Source organism: Acidovorax sp. Q11, from assembly GCF_054950075.1.
The window spans coordinates 12,170-30,624 of the sequence record NZ_JBUDZG010000038.1; the positions used below are offsets into that span (position 1 = coordinate 12,170).

Sequence of the window (18,455 nt, forward strand, 5' to 3'; positions counted from 1 at the left end):
CTGCGCTGGGCAGGTCTGAGTGATGGCGAGCACCCTGGTTTGGGATGAGCTGCAAGGCGTAAACCGCAGCCATAGCCCGTGCTATGGCGAGGATTTGCAACGCGGCAGATCGCCCAAGGCAGGGATGCTCGACACGCGAGAGACCTGTTCAGCGGAGCCTTAGGGTTTGCGTGGCCCCGCTGGCTGACGATTGTTCAGCCCAGCGGGGATCCATCCTCGCGGGGGCGGCCGCCCCTTTTTTTTCCAGTGAATTGATGCATGAACCCCCGGATTACACGGGGGCTGGGTCGGTTTTTCTCAAAAATTATTTGGAGACAAGACAACATGGCTTTCAATTTCATCCGGGCGGCTGCAGCAGGGGCTGCGATGGCACTGTGTGGCACGGGCGGCGCCTTGGCCGCCGTCAACCTGCCAGCACTCAAGATCGACAAGACACAGACCACGGTATCGGGTCTGTCCTCGGGCGGATTCATGGCCGTGCAACTGCACGTGGCGTACTCGGCCACGTTTGCCAAGGGCGCGGGCGTGGTCGCAGGCGGCCCTTTCTATTGCGCTGAAGGCTCGGTCGTCAACGCCACCGGGCGTTGCATGGCCAGCCCCGCAGGCATCCCCACCAGCACGCTGGTGAGCACCACCAACACCTGGGCCGGGCAGGGCGCTATCGACCCCGTGGCCAACCTGCAGAACTCCAAGGTCTACCTGTTCTCGGGCACGCTCGACAGCGTGGTCAAGACCGGCGTGATGGATGCACTGCGCACCTACTACAGCAGCTTTGTGCCCGCCGCCAATGTGGTCTACAAGAAAGACATCGCTGCCGAGCACGCCATGGTGACCGACGACTATGGCAACGGCTGCTCCACCAAGGGCGCGCCCTACATCAGCAACTGCAACTTCGACCTGGCCGGTGCGATGCTGCAGCACCTGTACGGCGCTTTGAGTCCGCGCAACAACGCCGCCTTGCCCAGTGGCAATTTCATTGAGTTCAACCAGAGCGAGTTCATCACCAACCACGGCATGGCCACCACGGGCTGGGCCTATGTGCCCCAGGCCTGCCAGGCGGGCGGCAGCGCCACTTGCAAGCTGCACGTGGTGCTGCATGGCTGCAAGCAGAACGTGAACGATGTGCAGCAGCAGTACGTGCGCAACACGGGCTACAACCGCTGGGCCGACAGCAACAACATCGTGATGCTGTACCCGCAGACCAGCCTGGCCGCCACCAACAGCTGCTGGGACTGGTGGGGCTATGACAGCGCCAACTATTCCAAGAAGTCCGGCCCCCAGATGGCGGCCATCAAGGCCATGGTGGACCGCGTATCCAGCGGCACGGGCGGCACGGCGCCCCCAGTGGCCCTGCCTGCCCCCACCGGCGTGAGCACCTCGGGCGCCACGGCCAGCAGCATGGCCGTGGGCTGGGCTGCCGTCAGCGGCGCCGCCAGCTACAACGTGTACCGCAACGCCAACAAGGTCAACGCGCTGCCCGTCACGGCCACCAGCTATACCGACACCGGCCTGGCCGCGTCCACCACCTACAGCTGGACGGTGCGCGCCGCCGATGCCAATGGGGCCGAGGGCGCCACATCGGCCGCAGCATCCGGCACCACGCTGGCCGCCTCGGGCGGCGGCACTGGCACCTGCACCACGGCCAGCAACTACGCCCACACGCTGGCCGGGCGTGCCTATGCCTACCTGGGTTTTGCCTATGCGCAGGGCTCCAATCAGGGCATGGGCTGGTGGAACGTGTTCACCACCACCACCCTCAAGCAAACGGGCCCCAACTACTACGTCGTTGGTACCTGTCCCTGAACTGCCATGCCGCTGTGAGAGGCACAGCGGCCCACTTACCAAGACCGTGAAAGCGAAACATCACCCATGAGCACCTTGGCCACCAAGGACTTGACCATCCGCTTCGGCGGCCACGTGGCGGTCAATGCCGTGACCTGCTCTTTCGAGCCCGGCACGCTGACCGCCATCGTGGGCCCCAACGGCGCGGGCAAGACCACCTACTTCAACCTGATCTCAGGGCAACTCAAGGCCAGCAGCGGCAGCGTGACGCTGGGCGGGCAGGACCTCACCGGCCAGTCCGTCTCGGCGCGCACGCATGCGGGCCTGGGCCGGGCGTTCCAGCTCACCAACCTGTTCCCCAACCTCAGCGTGCTCGAAAACGTGCGCCTGGCCGTGCAGGCCACGCAAGAGGGCAAGCACCGCCGGGGGCTGAACCTGTGGAGCATCTGGAGCGACCACCGCGCGCTGACCGAGCGCGCTGAATCCATCCTGAAAACAGTGGCCATGTACGAGCGGCGCGACACCCCGGTGGCCAGCCTGCCGCACGGCGACCAGCGCAAGCTCGAAGTGGCGCTGCTCATGGCGCTGGAGCCGCAGGTTTACATGTTTGACGAACCCACGGCTGGCATGAGCCATGACGAGGCCCCCGTGATCCTGAACCTGATCCGTGAACTGAAGAAAGACAAGACCAAGATCATCCTCTTGGTGGAGCACAAGATGGACGTGGTGCGCGAGCTGGCCGACCGGATCATCGTGCTGACCAACGGCACGCTGGTGGCCGATGGCCCACCGGCCGAGGTGATTGCATCACCCGTGGTGCAAGAGGCCTACCTGGGTGTGACCAAGGAGGCCGCATGAGCACCAGCAACATGAGCACCACCAACCTGCTCGAACTCAGGGGCGTGCACACGCACATCGGCGCGTACCACATCCTGCACGGGGTAGATCTGGCCGTGCCCAAGGGCCAGCTCACCATGCTGCTGGGCCGCAACGGCGCGGGCAAGACGACCACGCTGCGCACCATCATGGGCCTGTGGCATGCGTCGCAGGGCTCCATCCACTTTGGCGGCAAAGACATCACCGCGATGAACACCCCCGCCATCGCGGGTCTGAACATCGCCTATGTGCCCGAGAACATGGGCATTTTTTCCGACCTCACGGTCAAGGAAAACATGCTGCTGGCCGCCCGCAGCGCGCGCAATGCCGCCCAGATGGACGAGGCGCGGCTGCAGTGGATCTTCAAGCTGTTCCCGGCGGTGGAGAAGTTCTGGAACCACCCCGCAGGCAAGCTCAGCGGCGGCCAAAAGCAGATGGTGGCGGTGAGCCGCGCCATCGTCGAGCCGCGCGACCTGCTCATCGTGGACGAGCCCAGCAAGGGCCTCGCGCCCGCCATCATCAACAACATGATCGATGCGTTCGACCAGCTCAAGAAGAGCGGCGTGACCATCCTGCTGGTGGAGCAGAACATCAACTTTGCCAAGCGGCTCGGGGACACCGTGGCCGTGATGGACAACGGCCAGGTGGTGCACGCGGGCAGCATGGCCGCGCTGGCGGCGGACGAGGCATTGCAGCGCTCGCTGCTGGGGCTGGCGTTATGAGTTTCACCTCTGATTTCAAGGTTTTTGGGCCGTCTGCGCGCGTCCATCAAGCAGTTGTAGCTATCAAAAGCATAGTGATTGCACATCCCCCCACCCCCCAACAAGGAGGCCTGGCATGAGCATGGCCCGCGACTTCGACTGGAAACCCCTGGCCCTGGTGCCGGCCCTCGCGCTGCTGGTGCTGCCCTTCATCGGCTCGCCCAGCACCTGGCTTACGCTCACGGTGGCGGGGCTGGCCATGGGCATGATCATCTTCATCATCGCCTCGGGCCTCACGCTGGTGTTCGGCCTCATGGACGTGCTGAACTTCGGCCACGGCGTATTCATTGCGCTGGGCGCCTTTGTGGCCACCAGCGTGCTGGGCGCCATGGGCGACTACACACAAAGCGCCGACCTGTGGCGCAACCTGATGGCCGTGCTGCCCGCCATGCTGGTGGCCATGGCCGTGGCCGGGGCCGTGGGCCTGGCGTTCGAGCGCTTCATCGTGCGGCCCGTGTACGGCCAGCATTTGAAGCAGATTCTCATCACCATGGGCGGCATGATCATTGGTGAAGAATTCATCAAGGTGATCTGGGGTCCGCAGCAGATCCCGTTGCCGCTGCCCGAAGGCATGCGTGGTTCGCTGCTGGTGGGTGACGCCGCCATCGAAAAATACCGCCTGGTGGCGGTGGCCGTGGGCCTGCTGGTGTTTGGCGTGCTGGCCTGGACGCTATCGCGCACCAAGGTCGGTCTGCTGATCCGCGCTGGTGTGCAAGACCGCGAGATGGTGGAGAGCCTGGGCTACCGCATTCGCCGCCTGTTCATTGGCGTGTTTGTGGTGGGCTCGGCCCTGGCGGGCCTGGGCGGCGTGATGTGGGGCCTGTACCAGCAGAACGTGGTGCCCCAGATGGGCGCCCAGGTCAACGTGCTGATCTTCATCGTGATCATCATCGGCGGCCTGGGCAGCACGGGCGGCGCGCTCATCGGTGCGCTGCTGGTGGGGCTGATGGCCAACTACACCGGCTTCCTGGTGCCCAAGGTGGCGCTGTTCTCCAACATCGCGTTGATGGTGGCCATTCTTTTGTGGCGTCCGCAGGGCGTCTATCCCGTGGCCAACCGCTGATGAGGAGCCGACTGACATGCTGAACCGACTTCTCTCCGGCGACTACCCGCGCAGCAAGGTGCTGGCGGTGATCCTCGTGACCCTTCTGCTGGGGCTGGCGTTTGCACCCTTCCTGTTCCCGGGCGTCAAGGCGCTCTCGGTGGCGGCCAAGGTGCTCATCTTTGTGGTGCTGGTCGCCAGCTTCGACCTGCTGCTGGGCTACACCGGCATCGTGAGCTTTGCGCACACCATGTTCTTTGGCATCGGGGCCTATGGCATCGCAGTGGCCACCACGCGCCTGGGGCCCACCTGGACGGCGCTGGGCGTGGGCATTGGCGGTGCGCTGCTGTTGTCGCTGCTGCTGTCGCTGGCGGTGGGGCTGTTCTCGCTGCGCGTGCGTGCCATCTTTTTCGCCATGATCACGCTGGCCGTGGCGGCGGCGTTCCAGACGCTGGCCTCGCAGCTGTCGGACATCACCGGTGGCGAAGACGGCCTGACCTTCAAGGTGCCCGAGATCCTCTCGCCCAGCTTCGAGCCGTTTGAAGAACCCTTCCTGGGCGTGACCATCGACGGGCGGCTGATCTGCTACTACCTGCTGTTCGTCACCGCCGTGGCGCTGGTGCTGGCGCTGCTGCGCATCGTCAATTCGCCCTTCGGCCGCGTGCTGCAGGCCATCCGCGAGAACGAGTTCCGCGCCGAAGCCATTGGCTACCGCGTGGTGGTGTACCGCACCACATCGAGCGTGCTGTCGGCACTGTTCGCCACCATGGCGGGCGCCATGCTCGCGCTCTGGCTGCGCTACAACGGGCCGGACACGTCCCTGAGCTTCGAAATCATGATGGACTGCCTGCTCATCGTGGTGATCGGCGGCATGGGAACGATCTACGGATCGGCCATCGGCGCCGTGCTGTTTCTGGTGGCGCAAAGCTACCTGCAGGATCTGCTGCGCATGGGTCACGAGGTCACGGCGGGCCTGCCCTGGCTGTCGGCACTGCTGTCGCCCGACCGCTGGCTGCTGTGGCTGGGCGTGCTCTTCGTCCTTTCGGTCTATTACTTCCCCACCGGCGTGGTGGGGCGTCTGCGTGCGGCAGCTGCGCGCAAGGCGGGGTGAATGGCCCCGGCCGCGCCGGGTGACCGGCGTGGCCTGGGTGTTGAGGTGAGCTGTTCAACAACACGCAAAGAAAAATTCCAGGAGACAAGCACATGACAATGAGCATCAAGAACCCGCGTTTTCGTCCCCTTTCCCGTCCGTTCATGCCCGCAGCGCTGGCCGCTGCGGTGCTGGCTGCCTGCGGCGGCAGCAGCGGCGACAGCACCGCCCTCAACACCAAGCCCGGCTACCTGGGTGCCATCAGCGAGACCTCGTATGACGGCGCCAGCAACGACCTGCTCACAGCGGGCCTGGGCGCCACGGGCCTGGAAGCTGCCGTGCCCCCTGCGTTTGCCGACCCCCTCAAGCCCACGGCGGCCGAGCTGCGCCGCACAGCCATACATACGAACTACCGCGCCATGCTCGACATGACGGCGGCCGGTGGCTACGGCACACTCTATGGCCCCAACGTGGATGCGCAGGGCAAGGTCACCACGGGCGAGGGCAAGGTGGCGGGCACCGAATACATCGCGTTTGCCGACGACGGCACGGGCCGCAAGAACGTCACCCTCATGGTGCAGGTGCCTGCCAGCTTCGACCCCAAGAAACCCTGCATGATCACCGCCACGGCTTCGGGCTCGCGCGGTGTGTACGGCGGCATCTCCACGGGCGAGTGGGGCCTCAAGAAGGGCTGCGCCGTGGCGTACTCCGACAAGGGCACGGGCGGCGCGCCGCACGACCTTAAGAACGACACCGTGCCGCTGATCGACGGCACGCGCACCACGGCCGCTGCGGCAGGCAAGGCCGCCGCCTTCAACGCGGGCCTCACGGCCACCGAGCTGGCCGCCTTCAACACCGCCACGAATGACCGCTTTGCGTTCAAGCACGCCCACTCTGGCCAGAACTCTGAAAAGGATTGGGGCACCACCACCTTGCAGGCGGTGGAGTTTGGCTACTACGTGCTCAACCAGCGCTTTGGCGCCACCGATGCAGCGGGCCAGCGCCTCAAGACGCTGACCCCGGCCAACACCATCGTGATCGCATCCAGCATCTCCAACGGCGGTGGCGCGGCCATCGCGGCTGCCGAGCTGGACACACAGGGCCTGATCAGCGGCGTGGCCGTGTCCGAGCCTGCCATCGAAATGCCCGCCAACCCCGGCGTCACGGTGCGCCGTGGCAGTGCCGATGTGGCAATCACCGGCAAGACGCTGGTGGACTTCACCACCTACGCCAACCTCTACCAGGCCTGCGCGTCGCTCGCTCCTTCGGTCAGCGCCAGCCCCTTTGCAGCGGCGTTTGCTGCCGGGTTTGCGTTCACTGCTTCCAACCGCTGCGCGTCACTCAAGGCGGCAGGGCTGCTCACGGCCAGCACCCCGGTCACCCAGGCCGAAGAGGCGCTGCAAAAGCTGCGCGACTACGGCTGGGAGTCAGAGTCGAGTGACCTGCATGCCTCTATGGCCGCGTTTGAAGTGTCGCCCGCTGTGGCCGTGACCTTTGCCAACGGGCTCTCGCGCGCCAGCGTGAAGGACAACCTCTGTGGTTTCAGCTACGCCGCCACGAGGGTGACGGCTGCGTTGGCTCTGCCTGTGGGTTCGGTCACCCCACTCGCGCCAGAGGCGCTTACCACCATGTTCGCCACAGGCAATGGTGTTCCGCCTTCGGGGGGTATCAATTTGGTCAATAACCTCAGCAAGTTTGGCGCTACGCGAGATTTTCAGTCAGTGTCGGACGCTGGCGTCGCCGACTGGAACCTGGCTGGCGCTCAGTGCCTGCGCAACCTCGTTACAGGCAATGACGCCGCTGCCAAGAAGCTGCAGGCCGGTGTGGATGAAACCCGCCGCAACGGCAATCTGCGCGGCAAGCCCGCCGTGATCGTGCATGGCCGCGCTGACGCACTGCTGCCCGTCAGCCACACCTCGCGTCCCTACGCCGCGCTGAACAAGAAGGTGGAAGGCGCCGCCAGCAAGCTCAGCTATGTGGAAGTGGCCAACGCCCAGCACTTCGACAGCTTCATCGGCCTGCCCACGGTGCTGCCGGGCTACGACAGCCGCTATTTGCCGCTGCATGTGTACCTGAACCATGCGCTCGACGCCGTGTACGACCACCTTGCCAACGGCAAGGCACTGCCCGCCAGCCAGGTGGTGCGCACGGTGCCGCGCGGTGGCACGCCAGGCAGCGCCCCGGCCATCACGGCCGCCAACGTGCCGCCGCTGGCCACAACGCCTGCTGCAGCCAACGCCATCGCGATCACGGCGGGCGCCATTGCCATCCCTGACTGACCCCCCAAGGAGCTTTGCCAGACGACACACCGTCACTGCAGCCCGTCGGGAACGCGTGGGGGCCATAGCCCCCAGCGCTGCCGTGGGCGCGGCTGCAAGCCACTCAACTAGGGGATGAACCTACATGGAAAAGGCCAAGACATGGAGTCGCAGCGTGGCGGCAGCGCTGGCGGTGCTGTGGGGCGGGGCCGCCGCGCCTTCGCTGCACGCTGCCGAGATTGTGGTGGGGCAGGTGGCACCGCTCTCTGGCGTGTTAGCCAGCACAGGCGCACAGATGGTGCTGGGCGGAAAGATCTACTTTGACTGGGTCAACACCCAGGGCGGTGTGCACGGCGCCAGTATTCGCCAGGCGGTGGCCGACGATGCCTACAAGGTGGCCGACACCGTGAGGCTCACCCGCGAGATGCTGGCCAGGCCAGAGGTGGTGGCCCTGTACGGCTTTGCTGGTACCGCCAACATCACGCAACTGTTGTCCGATGGTGTGCTGGAGCAGGGTGGTGCCGCGCTGGTGGCGCCCTACACGGGGGGCGAGTCGCTGCGCAACCCGTTTAATCCCTGGATTTTCCACGTGCGCGCAGGCTACGCCGACGAGGCCGAGCACATGGTGCAGCAGCTCACCACCCTGGGCATGAACCGCGTGGCCGTGATGTACCAGGACGATGGTTTTGGCAAGGCTGGCCTGGCAGGGGTGGATGCGGCCTTGGCCAAGCGCAATCTCAAGCTGGTGGTGGCAGCGGGCTACGAACGCAATACCGACAAGGTGGATGAGGCCGTCAAGGCCATCAAGGCCGCCGATGTGCACGCCGTCATCATGATCGCGGTAAACAAGCCCGCAGCGGCCTTTATCCAGCGCTACCGCGAGCAGGGCGGTGGCGCCCAGCTCTACAACATCTCAGTGGTAGACCCGACCGAGCTGGTCAAGCTTGCAGGCCTGAAGAACGCGCACGGCCTGGGCATCAGCCAGGTGGTGCCGTACCCCTACCGGCCTCAGTTACCTGTTGTACGCGAATACCAGTCGCTGCTCAAAAAATACGCGCCCGATGCCGAGGTCAACTACACCAGCTTCGAGCAGTTTTTGGGTGCCAAGGTGCTGGTCGAAGCTCTGCGCCGTGCTGGGCCGCAGCCCACGCGCGGCAAGGTCGTGAAGGCGCTGGAGTCGCTGCAGAGCTATGACCTCGGCGGGATCACGCTGGGGTACTCGCCCACCAACCGCATCGGCTCACGCTATGTCGAAGTCACCGTTATCGGCAGCAATGGCCGCCTCATGAAGTGAGCCGCAGGTCCCTTTCATTTTTTTCTGTTCCACAAGGTCGCCATCATGTCCCCCACCTCACGCTACGCCACCTGCGCTGGCTATGAAATCCATTACACGGAATGGGGCGCGCCGGACGCTCCTGTAGTGATTGCATGGCATGGCCTGGCCCGCACCGGGCGCGACATGGACCCGCTGGCTGCCCACCTGGCATCGCGCTTTCGCGTGATTTGCCCCGACACCATCGGCCGGGGTCTGAGTCAGTGGGCGCGCACCCCACAGGACGAGTACCGCCTGTCTTTCTATGCGCGCATCGCGGCCGACCTGTTTGACCAGCTGGGTGTGGAGAAGGCGCACTGGGTGGGCACGTCGATGGGCGGTGCCATCGGTACCGTGTGTGCGTCGGGCCTGTTCCAGCCGCAGCTCAAAGGGCGCATCCAGAGCCTGCTGCTCAACGATAACGCGCCCCGCCTGGCCGATGCCGCTCTGGAGCGCATCAAGGCCTATGCGGGCGATCCGCCCGCGTTTGATACGGTGATGGAACTGGAGGCCTTCTTCCGGCAGGTGTACCAACCCTACGGCTGGCTCGGCGATGCGCAGTGGCGCCACCTGACCGAGACATCCACCCGCCGCCTGCCCAATGGCAGGGTGACGCCGCACTACGACCCGGCCATGGTGCAGCAGTTCACCCACCACGCCAACGACTACCTGATCTGGGACCATTACGACGCGCTCGACATCCCCGTGTTGTGCCTGCGTGGCGAGGAGTCTGACCTGGTGCTGCGCGACACCACCGCCGAGATGCTGACCCGGGGCCCCGGAGCACGCGGCCTGGCGCAGGTGGTGGAGGTGCCCGGCTGCGGCCATGCGCCCGCGCTCAATGTGCCGGAGCACTACGCGCTGGTGGATGGCTTCCTGGCCCGCGCATCCTGATCGGACAGCGGGAGCTGCGCAGCGTTGAAGGCGAGGGCGCTGCGCAGTACATTGGGCTCAGTCCACTGAACCCGTTGCCATGAAACCTCTGCTGCTCATCGCCTCGCACCTGCTCACCCTGGTCATCGGGTTTGCGCTGGGTGTGTATGTGCTTCCGATCCTGATCGCACCCGATGCGCCCACGCAGCAGGAGATCCAGTCCAGCGTGCCTGCCGCGCAATGGACCGCCACCTTCCGCCGTGACCTGAAGGACAGCGACGCCCTGCACTGGGGCGAAGGCGCCGTGTCCATCGGCCCGCAAGCCATCAGCCTGGTGGGCAAGCTCGCCCCGGGGCCGGACTACAAGCTTTACTTGTCGACCGAGTTTGTCGAGACCGAGGCCGACTTCAAGCGCCTCAAGCCCCAGATGTCGCGTGTGGGTGATGTGAAAACGTTCAACAACTTCATCGTCCCGCTGCCGCAGGGCGTGGACCCGGCCAAGTTCAACACCGTGATCGTGTGGTGCGAAACCTTCAGTGAGTTCATCACCGCTGCGAAGTACCAATAACCAGGGGAGGGACGAAAGCGGGTGTCACTGGCCGATCTGCGCCAGCGCAGCCTGCAGCCCCGCCAGCCCGCCCACGCGCTGGTTGTTGATGAAGATCTGCGGCATCTGCCGCACCGAAGGCCCGCACTTGGCATAAAACGCCAGGCGCTCTGCCTCGTCGTCGATCTTGATTTCCTCAAAAGGCAGCGAACGCGACTGCAGCAGCTTTTTGGCCGAATCGCATTGGGGGCAGGCGGATTTGGAGTAAACGGTGATTTGAAAAGTCATGGACAGAGTTTACGGGTGGCCCATGGCAGGCGCTCGCGCCGGGCTTTCGCCACAACAGCGCTGCTGGTGGCGGAATGCCGATTGGTTTGTTTTGTAACCAATTGGTAATTTATGCCTTCCTTTCTATCCTGCTTCCGCCGCTGCGCCTGGTTGGGGCTGGCCGTGGCGATGCTTGCCTTGAGTGGCTGCTCGTCCACCCGCCCGCCCGAGGGCATCACGCCCGTCACCCCGTTTGATCTGGCCCGCTACGAGGGCCGCTGGTACGAAGTGGCCCGGCTGGACCATTCGTTTGAACGCGGCATGACGGACGTGAGCGCCACCTACCAGCTCCAGGCGGACGGCAGCGTGCGCGTGCTCAACCGGGGTTTTGACACCGGCAAAAACGACTGGCGCCAGGCCGAGGGCAAGGCTCTGTTCACGGGCGATGCCAACACCGCCTCGCTCAAAGTGTCGTTCTTTGGCCCGTTCTACGGCGGCTACCACGTGGCCGCGCTGGATGCCAACTACCAGTGGGCGCTGGTGGTGGGGCCGGATCGCAGCTACTGCTGGATCCTGTCGCGCACCAAGCAGCTGCCCCCTGGTGTGCGCGAACAACTCGTCACCCGTGCGCTGGCCCTGGGCATCGACACCCAGGCGCTGATCTGGGTGACCCACGAACGAACCGACCCACAACCATGAGCCTTGCTACGCCACAAACCATCGCCGTCATTGGCGCAGGCCTGGCAGGCTTGTCGTGCGCGCAGGCGCTGCTGCAGGCAGGCCACACGGTGCATGTGTTCGACAAAGCCCGGGGCCCGTCTGGCCGTATGAGTACCCGCCGCGCCGAAGACGACAACGGCCCCTGGCAGTGCGACCACGGCGCCCAATATTTCACCGCCCGCGACCCGGCCTTTCGCGCCGAGGTGGCCCGCTGGCAGCAGGCCGGTGTGGCTGCGTTGTGGAATGCCCGGCTGGCCAGCTTTGACGGCACCGCCTGGTCCACCCCGGCCACCCCGCTGGAGCGATTTGTGGGCACACCGCGCATGACGTCGCCTGCAGCCTGGCTGGTGCAGCACCTGGGCGAGCCTGCGCTGGCGCAGTGGCAAACCACCGTGCAGCGGCTGGACCACAGCGAGGGCGGGTGGACCATCACCTCGGCAGAACATGGCCTGCACAGCCCGCGTTACAGCGCAGTGCTGCTGGCCGTGCCCGCCCCGCAGGCTGTGCCCTTGCTGGCCCCCGTGTCCCCCGCAGGCGCCGCCATCGCTGCCAGCGCACGCATGCGTGGCAGTTGGGCCGTGATGCTGCGCTACGCAAGCCCCGTGGCCCTGCCGTTTGAGGGTGCGTTCATCAACACCGGCCCACTGCGCTGGGTGGCGCGCGACAGCAGCAAACCCGGCCGCACGGGGCAAGAAACCTGGCTGCTGCACGCCAGCCCCGAATGGAGCGAGGCCCACATCGAAGACAGCGCCGAGGCGGTCACCACCGCATTGCTCACTGCCTTTGCCGCCCTGGGTGGCCCCACACCTTTGGCTGCCACCGCCCACCGCTGGCGCTATGCCGACACCGAACCCGCGCTCACGCAGGGCAGCTGGTGGGATGCGCAAATGCGCCTGGGCCTGTGTGGCGACTGGTTGCACGGCGGCAAGGTCGAAGGCGCGTGGCTCAGCGGGCGTGCGCTGGCCCAGCAGGTGTTGATGCCTGCGTAACCCACTCACAGGCCTGCCATGCGCATGCGCAAAAAATCTGACCTGCCGCAAAAAACCTGCCTTCACTGCGGCCTGCCCTTCGCCTGGCGCAAGAAGTGGGAGAAGGTGTGGGACGAGGTGAAGTACTGCTCCGACCGCTGCCGCAGCGAACGAAAGCGCACCGGTAAAGCTGCGGAGGAGGGCGCTGCATGAGCACCGTGCTGTTCTGGTTTTGCAACGATCTGCGCCTGCACGACCAGCCCGCGCTGCACGCAGCGCTCACCAGCGGGGCTACGCATCTGCTGCCCTTGGTGTGCTTGCCAACGGCTGATGAATCCACGCCCTGGGGTTTTGCACGTGTAGGCCCACACCGCCGCGCCTTCACCGCTGCCGCGTTGCGCGGGCTGCAGGGGCTAATGAGCGCACTGGGCAACCCGCTGTTGATCTGCCAGGCCCCACCCGCCACAGCTTTGCCCCAACTGGCCCAGGCTGTGGGGGCCACCACCGTGGTGTGCGAAGACATTGCCGCCCCTTACGAGCAGGCCGAGGTGGCCGCACTGCGCGCGGCAGGCCTGCAGGTGCGTAGCGTATGGCACAGCAGCCTGCTGCACCCGGCCGACATGCCCTGGCCTGCCTCTGACCTGCCCGGTGTGTTCACCAGCTTCCGCCAGAAGGTCGAGCGTGCAGACATCACCCCCGCTGCACCACTGCCCGCACCCACCACACTGCTGCCGCCGCCCCAAGTGCCTGCGCTCGTGCTGCAAGCCGTGGGCGCAGAGCAGGGCGCTGCCAGCATCCAGCCACCCACACCGCCCCAGGGCAGCGATGCGCGCTCGTCCTTCGCCTACGGCACGCCTGCTTGCGATGGCAGCGAGGCCGCCGCGCTGGCCCACCTTGCGCAGTACCTGGCCCGCAAGCTGCCCCACAGCTACAAGGCCACGCGCAACGGGCTCACGGGGCTCCATTACTCCAGCAAGTTCTCGCCCTGGCTGGCCACGGGGGCGCTCTCGCCGCGCCAGATCTATGCCGATCAAAAAACCTTTGAGCGCGACCACGGTGCCAACGATGGCACCTACTGGCTGTGGTTTGAGCTGCTGTGGCGCGACTACTTTCGGCTGCTGCACCTGCAATACAGCGCGGCGCTGTACCGGGCGCGCGGGCTGTCAGAACTGCCGCCCGCTCCACACAACCCGCGCGGCTTTGACCGCTGGTGCCGGGGCGAGACGGGCGAGCCGCTGGTGGACGCCGCCATGCGCGAGCTGGCTGCCACCGGGTATCTGAGCAACCGCCTGCGCCAGGTGGTGGCCAGCTACCTCATCTACGACCTGCACAGCGACTGGCGCGCAGGAGCAGCGTGGTTTGAATCGCAACTGGTGGACTATGACGTTTACAGCAACCAGGCCAACTGGCTCTACATCGCCGGGCGCGGCACCGACCCGCGCGGGGGCCGCCGCTTCAATCCCATCAAGCAGGCGCAAGAGCACGATGCCGACGGCAGCTACCGCCGCATGTGGGGCATGGCATGAGCATCCCGCAACCGCGCACCCACACGTTGCGCTTGCTGCTGGGTGACCAGCTCAACCCCGAGCATTCATGGTTTGCCACGCCGGACGAAGGCGTGGTCTACGTGCTGATGGAAGTGCGGCAAGAGACCGACTACGTGCTGCACCACGCGCAAAAAATCCTCGCCATCTTTGCCGCCATGCGCGATCTGGCCCGGCATCTGCGCGAGGCGGGGCACCGCGTGCGCTACGTGGCGATTGACGATGCGAGCAACCGCCAGTCGATGCCCGACAACCTGGCCGCCCTCATGGCCCACTACGGTGCGCACGCGCTGCAATACCAGTACCCCGACGAATGGCGGCTGGACGAGCAACTGCGCACCTGGGGTACACAGCAAAGCTTTGCCGTGCAGGCCGTCAGCAGCGAGCACTTCTACACCACCCGCACCGAAATGGCCGAGGTGTTCCAAGGCCGCAAGCAGTGGCTGATGGAGCACTTCTACCGCCGCATGCGCCAGCGCCACAGCGTGCTGATCGACGAGGCGGGCGAGCCCGAAGGCGGCCAGTGGAATTACGACCACGACAACCGCAAGCCCTGGCCCGGCACACCGGTATTGCCGCCCGACGCCCGCCCCACGCACGACCACAGCGCCCTGTGGGGCATCATCCAGGCCGCAGGCGTGCAAAGCTTTGGCAACCCGCAGGCCCACGCGCTGCGCTGGCCGCTGAACCGGGCCGAGGCACTGGCGTGGCTGGACCATTTCATCACCACCACGCTGCCGGACTTTGGTGCGTATGAGGACGCCATGAGCACGAAGAGCAGCAGGCTTTTTCACTCCCTGCTGTCCTTCGCACTCAACACCAAAATGCTGCGCCCGCATGAGGTGGTGCAACGCGCTGAGGCCGCCTACCACGCAGGCACTGCGCCCCTGCCAGCGGTGGAGGGCTTCATCCGCCAGATCCTCGGCTGGCGCGAATATGTGCGCGGCATCTACTGGGCCCACATGCCCGGCTACGACGAGCGCAACGCCCTGGGCCATAGCACGCCGCTGCCGGATTGGTTCTGGACGGGCGAGACCAAAATGCGCTGCATTCAGCACGCCTTGGGCCAGTCGCTTCAGGATGCATACGCCCACCACATCCAGCGCCTCATGGTCATCGGCAACTTTGCGCTGCTGGCGGGGCTCGACCCCGCTGCCGTGCACCGCTGGTATCTGGGCGTGTACATCGACGCCTTTGAGTGGGTGGAAGTGCCCAACACCGTGGGCATGAGCCAGTTTGCCGACGGCGGCTTGCTGGCCACTAAACCCTATGTGAGCAGCGCCGCCTACATCGACCGCATGAGCGACTACTGCAGCGGCTGCCACTACGACAAAAAGCAAAAAGTGGGTGAGCGGGCCTGTCCGTACAACACGCTGTATTGGAACTTTTTTACGCGCAACGAAGGCACGCTGGGCAAAAACTTCCGCCTCGGCATGGTGTACCGCCAGCTGCAAAAGATGCAGGGCCCGCAGCTTGATGCGTTGCGGGAGCATGCGGCCACCTTGCGCACGCGGCTCGATGCGCTGTAGCCCGCTTGCCTCACCATCTCAAGCCCCCTCACCGCAGGACCGCGCCATGTCTCAAGCTCAACCCGCCGCAAGCCCGTTCACTTCTTTGCAGTCACTGCCCGAGGGCTATCGCGCCATCGTCATCGGCTCTACCGGCGCCATCGGCAACGCCTTCCTCGCCCACCTGCAGGCCGACCCACGCTGCGCACTGGCCGTGGGCCTGGGCCGCCACACCCACCCGGCGGTGGACCTGGATGACGAGGCCACCATTGCCCACGCCGCCCAGCAACTCAAGGACCAGGGCCCGTGGCATTGCATCATCCACGCCGCAGGGCTGCTGCACGGGCCCCACGGCATGCCTGAAAAGCGGCTGGGCCAGTTGAACTACGCGCAGATGGAAGTCACCTTCCGCACCAACACCTTTGGCCCCGCTCTCGTGCTGGCCCACTTTGCACCGCTGCTGCCCAAGCAAGGGCGCGGCCTGCTGGCCGTGCTTTCGGCCAAGGTGGGCAGCATTGGTGACAACCGCCTGGGCGGTTGGTACAGCTACCGTGCCAGCAAGGCCGCGCTCAACATGCTGGTCAAAACGGCGTCCATCGAAGTGGCGCGCACCCACCCGCAGGCGGTGCTGGTGGCGCTGCACCCGGGCACCGTCAACTCGGTCTTGTCGGCCCCGTTCAATGGCGCGGAGATTGGCCGCCCGGCAGCCGATGCGGCGGGCGACATGCTGCGGGTGCTGGATGGGTTGCCGGCGGAGGAAACGGGGAGCTTTTACGCCTACAGCGGCGACAAGCTGCCGTGGTGATGGCGACGTGGATCGCTATTGTTTTGATACCGATGGTGCAATACCAGCGGGCGGTAGCAGCCCTTTCAAGCAATTTCTCGTGATGTGGCTGTTTTCCCGCTAGTACCAGTCTGGGGGGAGCGACAACGTCTGGGCGCAGGCCCATCGAACCACGTCGCACGGGTGTTTCATGCTGCATCCATGGAGAATGCCGCATGCTTTCACCCACCTCCCGTGACCTCAACCTGGTCGTCTCCCAAACTACAGCCGCTGCCTCTGCCGTGAGTGATTGGGTGGCGCGGCACTACGGCCTGCCAGTGCAGCAGTGCTACCTGATCCGCCGCAACCTCAACGACAACTACGCCGTGCGGGCCACGGATGGCAGCCGCTACGTGGCGCGGCTTTGCGCCATCCGGCCGCGCGGCGCGTTCAATGTGGATTTTGAGGTCGCGTTGCTGGCCCACCTGCACGCACAGGGCGTGGGCGTGGCCACGCCGGTGCTGGCTGCGAAAGGAGCTGCCAGCGTTACCCTGCCGTTCCCTGAGGGCCCGCGTGCGCTGGTGCTGTTTCGCCACTGCGATGGTGCCGTGCCCGATACGCCCGAGGAACTGCATCTGACCGGCGCCACGCTGGCCCAGATTCACCGCGCCGCGCAAAGCTACGCAGGCCCCGCAAGCCGCTATGTGCTGGACGGACACCATCTTGCAGGCCGCACGCTAGGCTACCTGAGCGCTCATCCCGAGATCGACCCCACCGTGCTGGATGCCTACCGGCAACTGATTGAGCGTCTTCAGAGCGAGTTGGCGAATGTTGAGGGCACCTTGACCCGCGTGATGTGCCACGGCGACACGCATGGCTTCAACAACCATGTGTACACCAATGCCGATGGTGTGCAGCGCGCCGCCTTCTTTGACTTTGACGACGCCGGACCAGGGTTCCTGACCTATGACCTGTGTGTGTGGCTGTGGTCGAACCTGCCGCGCAAGGCCCCCATGGAGCCCGACGAAGCCTTGCTCAAGCGCTGGCAGCAGTACCTGGCCGGCTACCGCGCAGGGGGCGGCCTTGTCACCGATGCCGACCTCGCTGCCTTGCCCCTGTTCCTGCAGTTGCGGCATCTGTGGAACATGGGGGAGGGCGTGGCGCGCATCCACCACTGGGGCGCCAACATGATGTCTGCCGACTGGATCAAGAAACAGCTCGATGTGATGGCCGCTTGGGCCCGTCTGGAGCTGCCACCCGGCTGATGCGGCAATCTCCTCGTGCAGGCCATCCCTAAATCGCAGGGTAGCTGCCCGTGCCCCCCGGCCACGCTGTAAGCACCTCAAAGCCGCTGTCTGTCACAGCCACCATGTGCTCCCACTGGGCCGAGAGCGACCGGTCCTTGGTCACCACCGTCCAGCCATCGGCCAGCTCCTTGGTCTCGCGCTGGCCTGCGTTCAGCATGGGCTCGATGGTGAAGACCATGCCCGCCTCCAGCCGCAGCCCCTGGCCGCGCCGCCCGTAGTGCAGCACCTGCGGCTCGTCGTGGTACACGGTGCCAATGCCGTGGCCGCAGTATTCGCGCACCACGCTGAAGTTTTCGCGCTGCGCCACGGTGGCAATGGCGTGGCCCACATCGCCCAGCGTGGCGCCGGGCTTCACCGTGCGGATGCCCGCGCACAGCGCCTCGTACGTGGTGCGCACCAGCCGCTGGGCCAGCACGCTGGGCGTGCCCACGCAGAACATGCGGCTGGTGTCGCCATACCAGCCGTCTTTTTCCACCGCCACATCAATGTTCACGATGTCACCCTTCTTCAGCATCTGCTGGGGCGAGGGGATGCCGTGGCACACGACATGGTTCACCGAGGTCAGCACCGTTTTGGGGTACCCCAGATAGCCTACATTGGCAGGCCGCGCGCCCTGCACGTTCACGATGTGGTCGTGGCACAGGCGGTCCAGCGCTTCGGTGGTTACGCCAGGCACCACATGTGGCTCGACCATCGCCAGCACCTCGGCCGCTAGTCCACTGAATCATTGAAATTGGCTGCATGCACTCCATATTCGAAGGTATGCACAGGATGAACTTAACGACAGACGAGCGTGACCAATTGGAGGCATTGGTCCGCAAGCGAAGCGCCAGCGCG

At 65.4% G+C, this 18,455-nt stretch carries 17 protein-coding genes and 1 pseudogene; 16 read left to right on the plus strand and 2 right to left on the minus strand.

The features are described from left to right. Positions 1 to 324 precede the first annotated feature (324 nt). The 9 genes from ACYZGB_RS20525 to ACYZGB_RS20565 all read left to right on the plus strand — a co-directional run bounded on the left by ACYZGB_RS20525 (position 325) and on the right by ACYZGB_RS20565 (position 10,562). Positions 325 to 1,803, plus strand: a complete 1,479-nt coding sequence (locus tag ACYZGB_RS20525) for an extracellular catalytic domain type 2 short-chain-length polyhydroxyalkanoate depolymerase (RefSeq protein WP_462390698.1) — start codon at positions 325 to 327, stop codon at positions 1,801 to 1,803. 66 nt (positions 1,804 to 1,869) lie between these two features. After that, positions 1,870 to 2,640 carry an ABC transporter ATP-binding protein gene (locus ACYZGB_RS20530; RefSeq protein ID WP_462390699.1) on the plus strand — a complete coding sequence of 257 codons (771 nt, stop codon included), beginning with the start codon at positions 1,870 to 1,872 and terminating at the stop codon, positions 2,638 to 2,640. Between the two features lie 11 nt (positions 2,641 to 2,651). Then, positions 2,652 to 3,380 carry an ABC transporter ATP-binding protein gene (locus ACYZGB_RS20535; RefSeq protein WP_462390715.1) on the plus strand — a complete coding sequence of 243 codons (729 nt, stop codon included), beginning with the start codon at positions 2,652 to 2,654 and terminating at the stop codon, positions 3,378 to 3,380. Between the two features lie 115 nt (positions 3,381 to 3,495). Further along, positions 3,496 to 4,482 carry a branched-chain amino acid ABC transporter permease gene (locus ACYZGB_RS20540; RefSeq protein WP_252658881.1) on the plus strand — a complete coding sequence of 329 codons (987 nt, stop codon included), beginning with the start codon at positions 3,496 to 3,498 and terminating at the stop codon, positions 4,480 to 4,482. A gap of 16 nt (positions 4,483 to 4,498) precedes the next feature. Beyond that, positions 4,499 to 5,572 (plus strand): branched-chain amino acid ABC transporter permease, encoded by a 1,074-nt coding sequence (locus tag ACYZGB_RS20545; protein WP_462390700.1) that lies wholly within the window; start codon positions 4,499 to 4,501, stop codon positions 5,570 to 5,572. Between the two features lie 92 nt (positions 5,573 to 5,664). Next, a complete protein-coding gene (locus tag ACYZGB_RS20550) occupies positions 5,665 to 7,830 on the plus strand; it encodes a D-(-)-3-hydroxybutyrate oligomer hydrolase (RefSeq protein ID WP_462390701.1) in 2,166 nt (721 codons plus the stop codon). A gap of 124 nt (positions 7,831 to 7,954) precedes the next feature. Beyond that, positions 7,955 to 9,103: an ABC transporter substrate-binding protein gene (locus ACYZGB_RS20555; RefSeq protein WP_462390703.1), complete on the plus strand. Its 1,149-nt coding sequence runs from the start codon at positions 7,955 to 7,957 to the stop codon at positions 9,101 to 9,103. A gap of 45 nt (positions 9,104 to 9,148) precedes the next feature. After that, complete coding sequence (locus ACYZGB_RS20560; RefSeq protein WP_462390704.1) at positions 9,149 to 10,015, plus strand: alpha/beta fold hydrolase; 867 nt, start codon at positions 9,149 to 9,151, stop codon at positions 10,013 to 10,015. Between the two features lie 79 nt (positions 10,016 to 10,094). Beyond that, positions 10,095 to 10,562: a DM13 domain-containing protein gene (locus ACYZGB_RS20565; protein ID WP_462390705.1), complete on the plus strand. Its 468-nt coding sequence runs from the start codon at positions 10,095 to 10,097 to the stop codon at positions 10,560 to 10,562. Positions 10,563 to 10,586: 24 nt separating this feature from the next. On the opposite strand, the gene ACYZGB_RS20570 is transcribed toward ACYZGB_RS20565, so the two are convergent. After that, on the minus strand, positions 10,587 to 10,829 hold the full coding sequence (locus tag ACYZGB_RS20570) for a glutaredoxin domain-containing protein (RefSeq protein ID WP_055400446.1): 243 nt from the start codon (positions 10,827 to 10,829) through the stop codon (positions 10,587 to 10,589). A 111-nt stretch (positions 10,830 to 10,940) separates the two neighbouring features. Here ACYZGB_RS20570 and ACYZGB_RS20575 point away from each other — a divergent pair, with 111 nt between their 5' ends. The 7 genes from ACYZGB_RS20575 to ACYZGB_RS20605 all read left to right on the plus strand — a co-directional run bounded on the left by ACYZGB_RS20575 (position 10,941) and on the right by ACYZGB_RS20605 (position 17,576). Then, complete coding sequence (locus ACYZGB_RS20575; protein ID WP_462390707.1) at positions 10,941 to 11,507, plus strand: lipocalin family protein; 567 nt, start codon at positions 10,941 to 10,943, stop codon at positions 11,505 to 11,507. Then, positions 11,504 to 12,517, plus strand: a complete 1,014-nt coding sequence (locus ACYZGB_RS20580; RefSeq protein ID WP_462390708.1) for an NAD(P)/FAD-dependent oxidoreductase — start codon at positions 11,504 to 11,506, stop codon at positions 12,515 to 12,517. The genes ACYZGB_RS20575 and ACYZGB_RS20580 overlap by 4 nt, the downstream gene beginning before the upstream one ends. Before the next feature lie 18 nt (positions 12,518 to 12,535). Continuing rightward, positions 12,536 to 12,709: a DUF2256 domain-containing protein gene (locus tag ACYZGB_RS20585; RefSeq protein ID WP_462390709.1), complete on the plus strand. Its 174-nt coding sequence runs from the start codon at positions 12,536 to 12,538 to the stop codon at positions 12,707 to 12,709. Beyond that, positions 12,706 to 14,022: a DASH family cryptochrome gene (locus ACYZGB_RS20590; RefSeq protein WP_462390710.1), complete on the plus strand. Its 1,317-nt coding sequence runs from the start codon at positions 12,706 to 12,708 to the stop codon at positions 14,020 to 14,022. The genes ACYZGB_RS20585 and ACYZGB_RS20590 overlap by 4 nt, the downstream gene beginning before the upstream one ends. Next, positions 14,019 to 15,569: a cryptochrome/photolyase family protein gene (locus ACYZGB_RS20595; RefSeq protein ID WP_462390711.1), complete on the plus strand. Its 1,551-nt coding sequence runs from the start codon at positions 14,019 to 14,021 to the stop codon at positions 15,567 to 15,569. Before ACYZGB_RS20590 ends, ACYZGB_RS20595 begins: the two co-directional genes overlap by 4 nt. Before the next feature lie 46 nt (positions 15,570 to 15,615). Next, positions 15,616 to 16,353, plus strand: a complete 738-nt coding sequence (locus tag ACYZGB_RS20600; RefSeq protein ID WP_462390712.1) for an SDR family NAD(P)-dependent oxidoreductase — start codon at positions 15,616 to 15,618, stop codon at positions 16,351 to 16,353. 194 nt (positions 16,354 to 16,547) lie between these two features. Next, complete coding sequence (locus ACYZGB_RS20605; RefSeq protein WP_462390714.1) at positions 16,548 to 17,576, plus strand: phosphotransferase enzyme family protein; 1,029 nt, start codon at positions 16,548 to 16,550, stop codon at positions 17,574 to 17,576. 28 nt (positions 17,577 to 17,604) lie between these two features. On the opposite strand, the pseudogene map reads toward ACYZGB_RS20605, so the two are convergent. Further along, positions 17,605 to 18,333: pseudogene (map, locus tag ACYZGB_RS20610) on the minus strand (type I methionyl aminopeptidase); the annotation flags it as partial. Between the last annotated feature and the right edge of the window lie 122 nt (positions 18,334 to 18,455).

Excerpts from the sequence above, each read along its gene's own strand:
- ACYZGB_RS20590 (WP_462390710.1), top strand. The coding sequence starts at position 12,706 with ATGAGCACCGTGCTGTTCTGGTTTTGCAACGATCTGCGCCTGCACGAC.
- ACYZGB_RS20545 (WP_462390700.1), top strand. The coding sequence starts at position 4,499 with ATGCTGAACCGACTTCTCTCCGGCGACTACCCGCGCAGCAAGGTGCTG.
- ACYZGB_RS20535 (WP_462390715.1), top strand. The coding sequence starts at position 2,652 with ATGAGCACCACCAACCTGCTCGAACTCAGGGGCGTGCACACGCACATC.
- ACYZGB_RS20530 (WP_462390699.1), top strand. The coding sequence starts at position 1,870 with ATGAGCACCTTGGCCACCAAGGACTTGACCATCCGCTTCGGCGGCCAC.
- ACYZGB_RS20525 (WP_462390698.1), top strand. The coding sequence starts at position 325 with ATGGCTTTCAATTTCATCCGGGCGGCTGCAGCAGGGGCTGCGATGGCA.
- ACYZGB_RS20570 (WP_055400446.1), bottom strand. The coding sequence starts at position 10,829 with ATGACTTTTCAAATCACCGTTTACTCCAAATCCGCCTGCCCCCAATGC.
- ACYZGB_RS20565 (WP_462390705.1), top strand. The coding sequence starts at position 10,095 with ATGAAACCTCTGCTGCTCATCGCCTCGCACCTGCTCACCCTGGTCATC.
- ACYZGB_RS20595 (WP_462390711.1), top strand. The coding sequence starts at position 14,019 with ATGAGCATCCCGCAACCGCGCACCCACACGTTGCGCTTGCTGCTGGGT.
- ACYZGB_RS20580 (WP_462390708.1), top strand. The coding sequence starts at position 11,504 with ATGAGCCTTGCTACGCCACAAACCATCGCCGTCATTGGCGCAGGCCTG.
- ACYZGB_RS20575 (WP_462390707.1), top strand. The coding sequence starts at position 10,941 with ATGCCTTCCTTTCTATCCTGCTTCCGCCGCTGCGCCTGGTTGGGGCTG.
- ACYZGB_RS20550 (WP_462390701.1), top strand. The coding sequence starts at position 5,665 with ATGACAATGAGCATCAAGAACCCGCGTTTTCGTCCCCTTTCCCGTCCG.
- ACYZGB_RS20605 (WP_462390714.1), top strand. The coding sequence starts at position 16,548 with ATGCTTTCACCCACCTCCCGTGACCTCAACCTGGTCGTCTCCCAAACT.
- ACYZGB_RS20585 (WP_462390709.1), top strand. The coding sequence starts at position 12,536 with ATGCGCATGCGCAAAAAATCTGACCTGCCGCAAAAAACCTGCCTTCAC.
- ACYZGB_RS20555 (WP_462390703.1), top strand. The coding sequence starts at position 7,955 with ATGGAAAAGGCCAAGACATGGAGTCGCAGCGTGGCGGCAGCGCTGGCG.
- ACYZGB_RS20600 (WP_462390712.1), top strand. The coding sequence starts at position 15,616 with ATGTCTCAAGCTCAACCCGCCGCAAGCCCGTTCACTTCTTTGCAGTCA.
- ACYZGB_RS20560 (WP_462390704.1), top strand. The coding sequence starts at position 9,149 with ATGTCCCCCACCTCACGCTACGCCACCTGCGCTGGCTATGAAATCCAT.
- ACYZGB_RS20540 (WP_252658881.1), top strand. The coding sequence starts at position 3,496 with ATGAGCATGGCCCGCGACTTCGACTGGAAACCCCTGGCCCTGGTGCCG.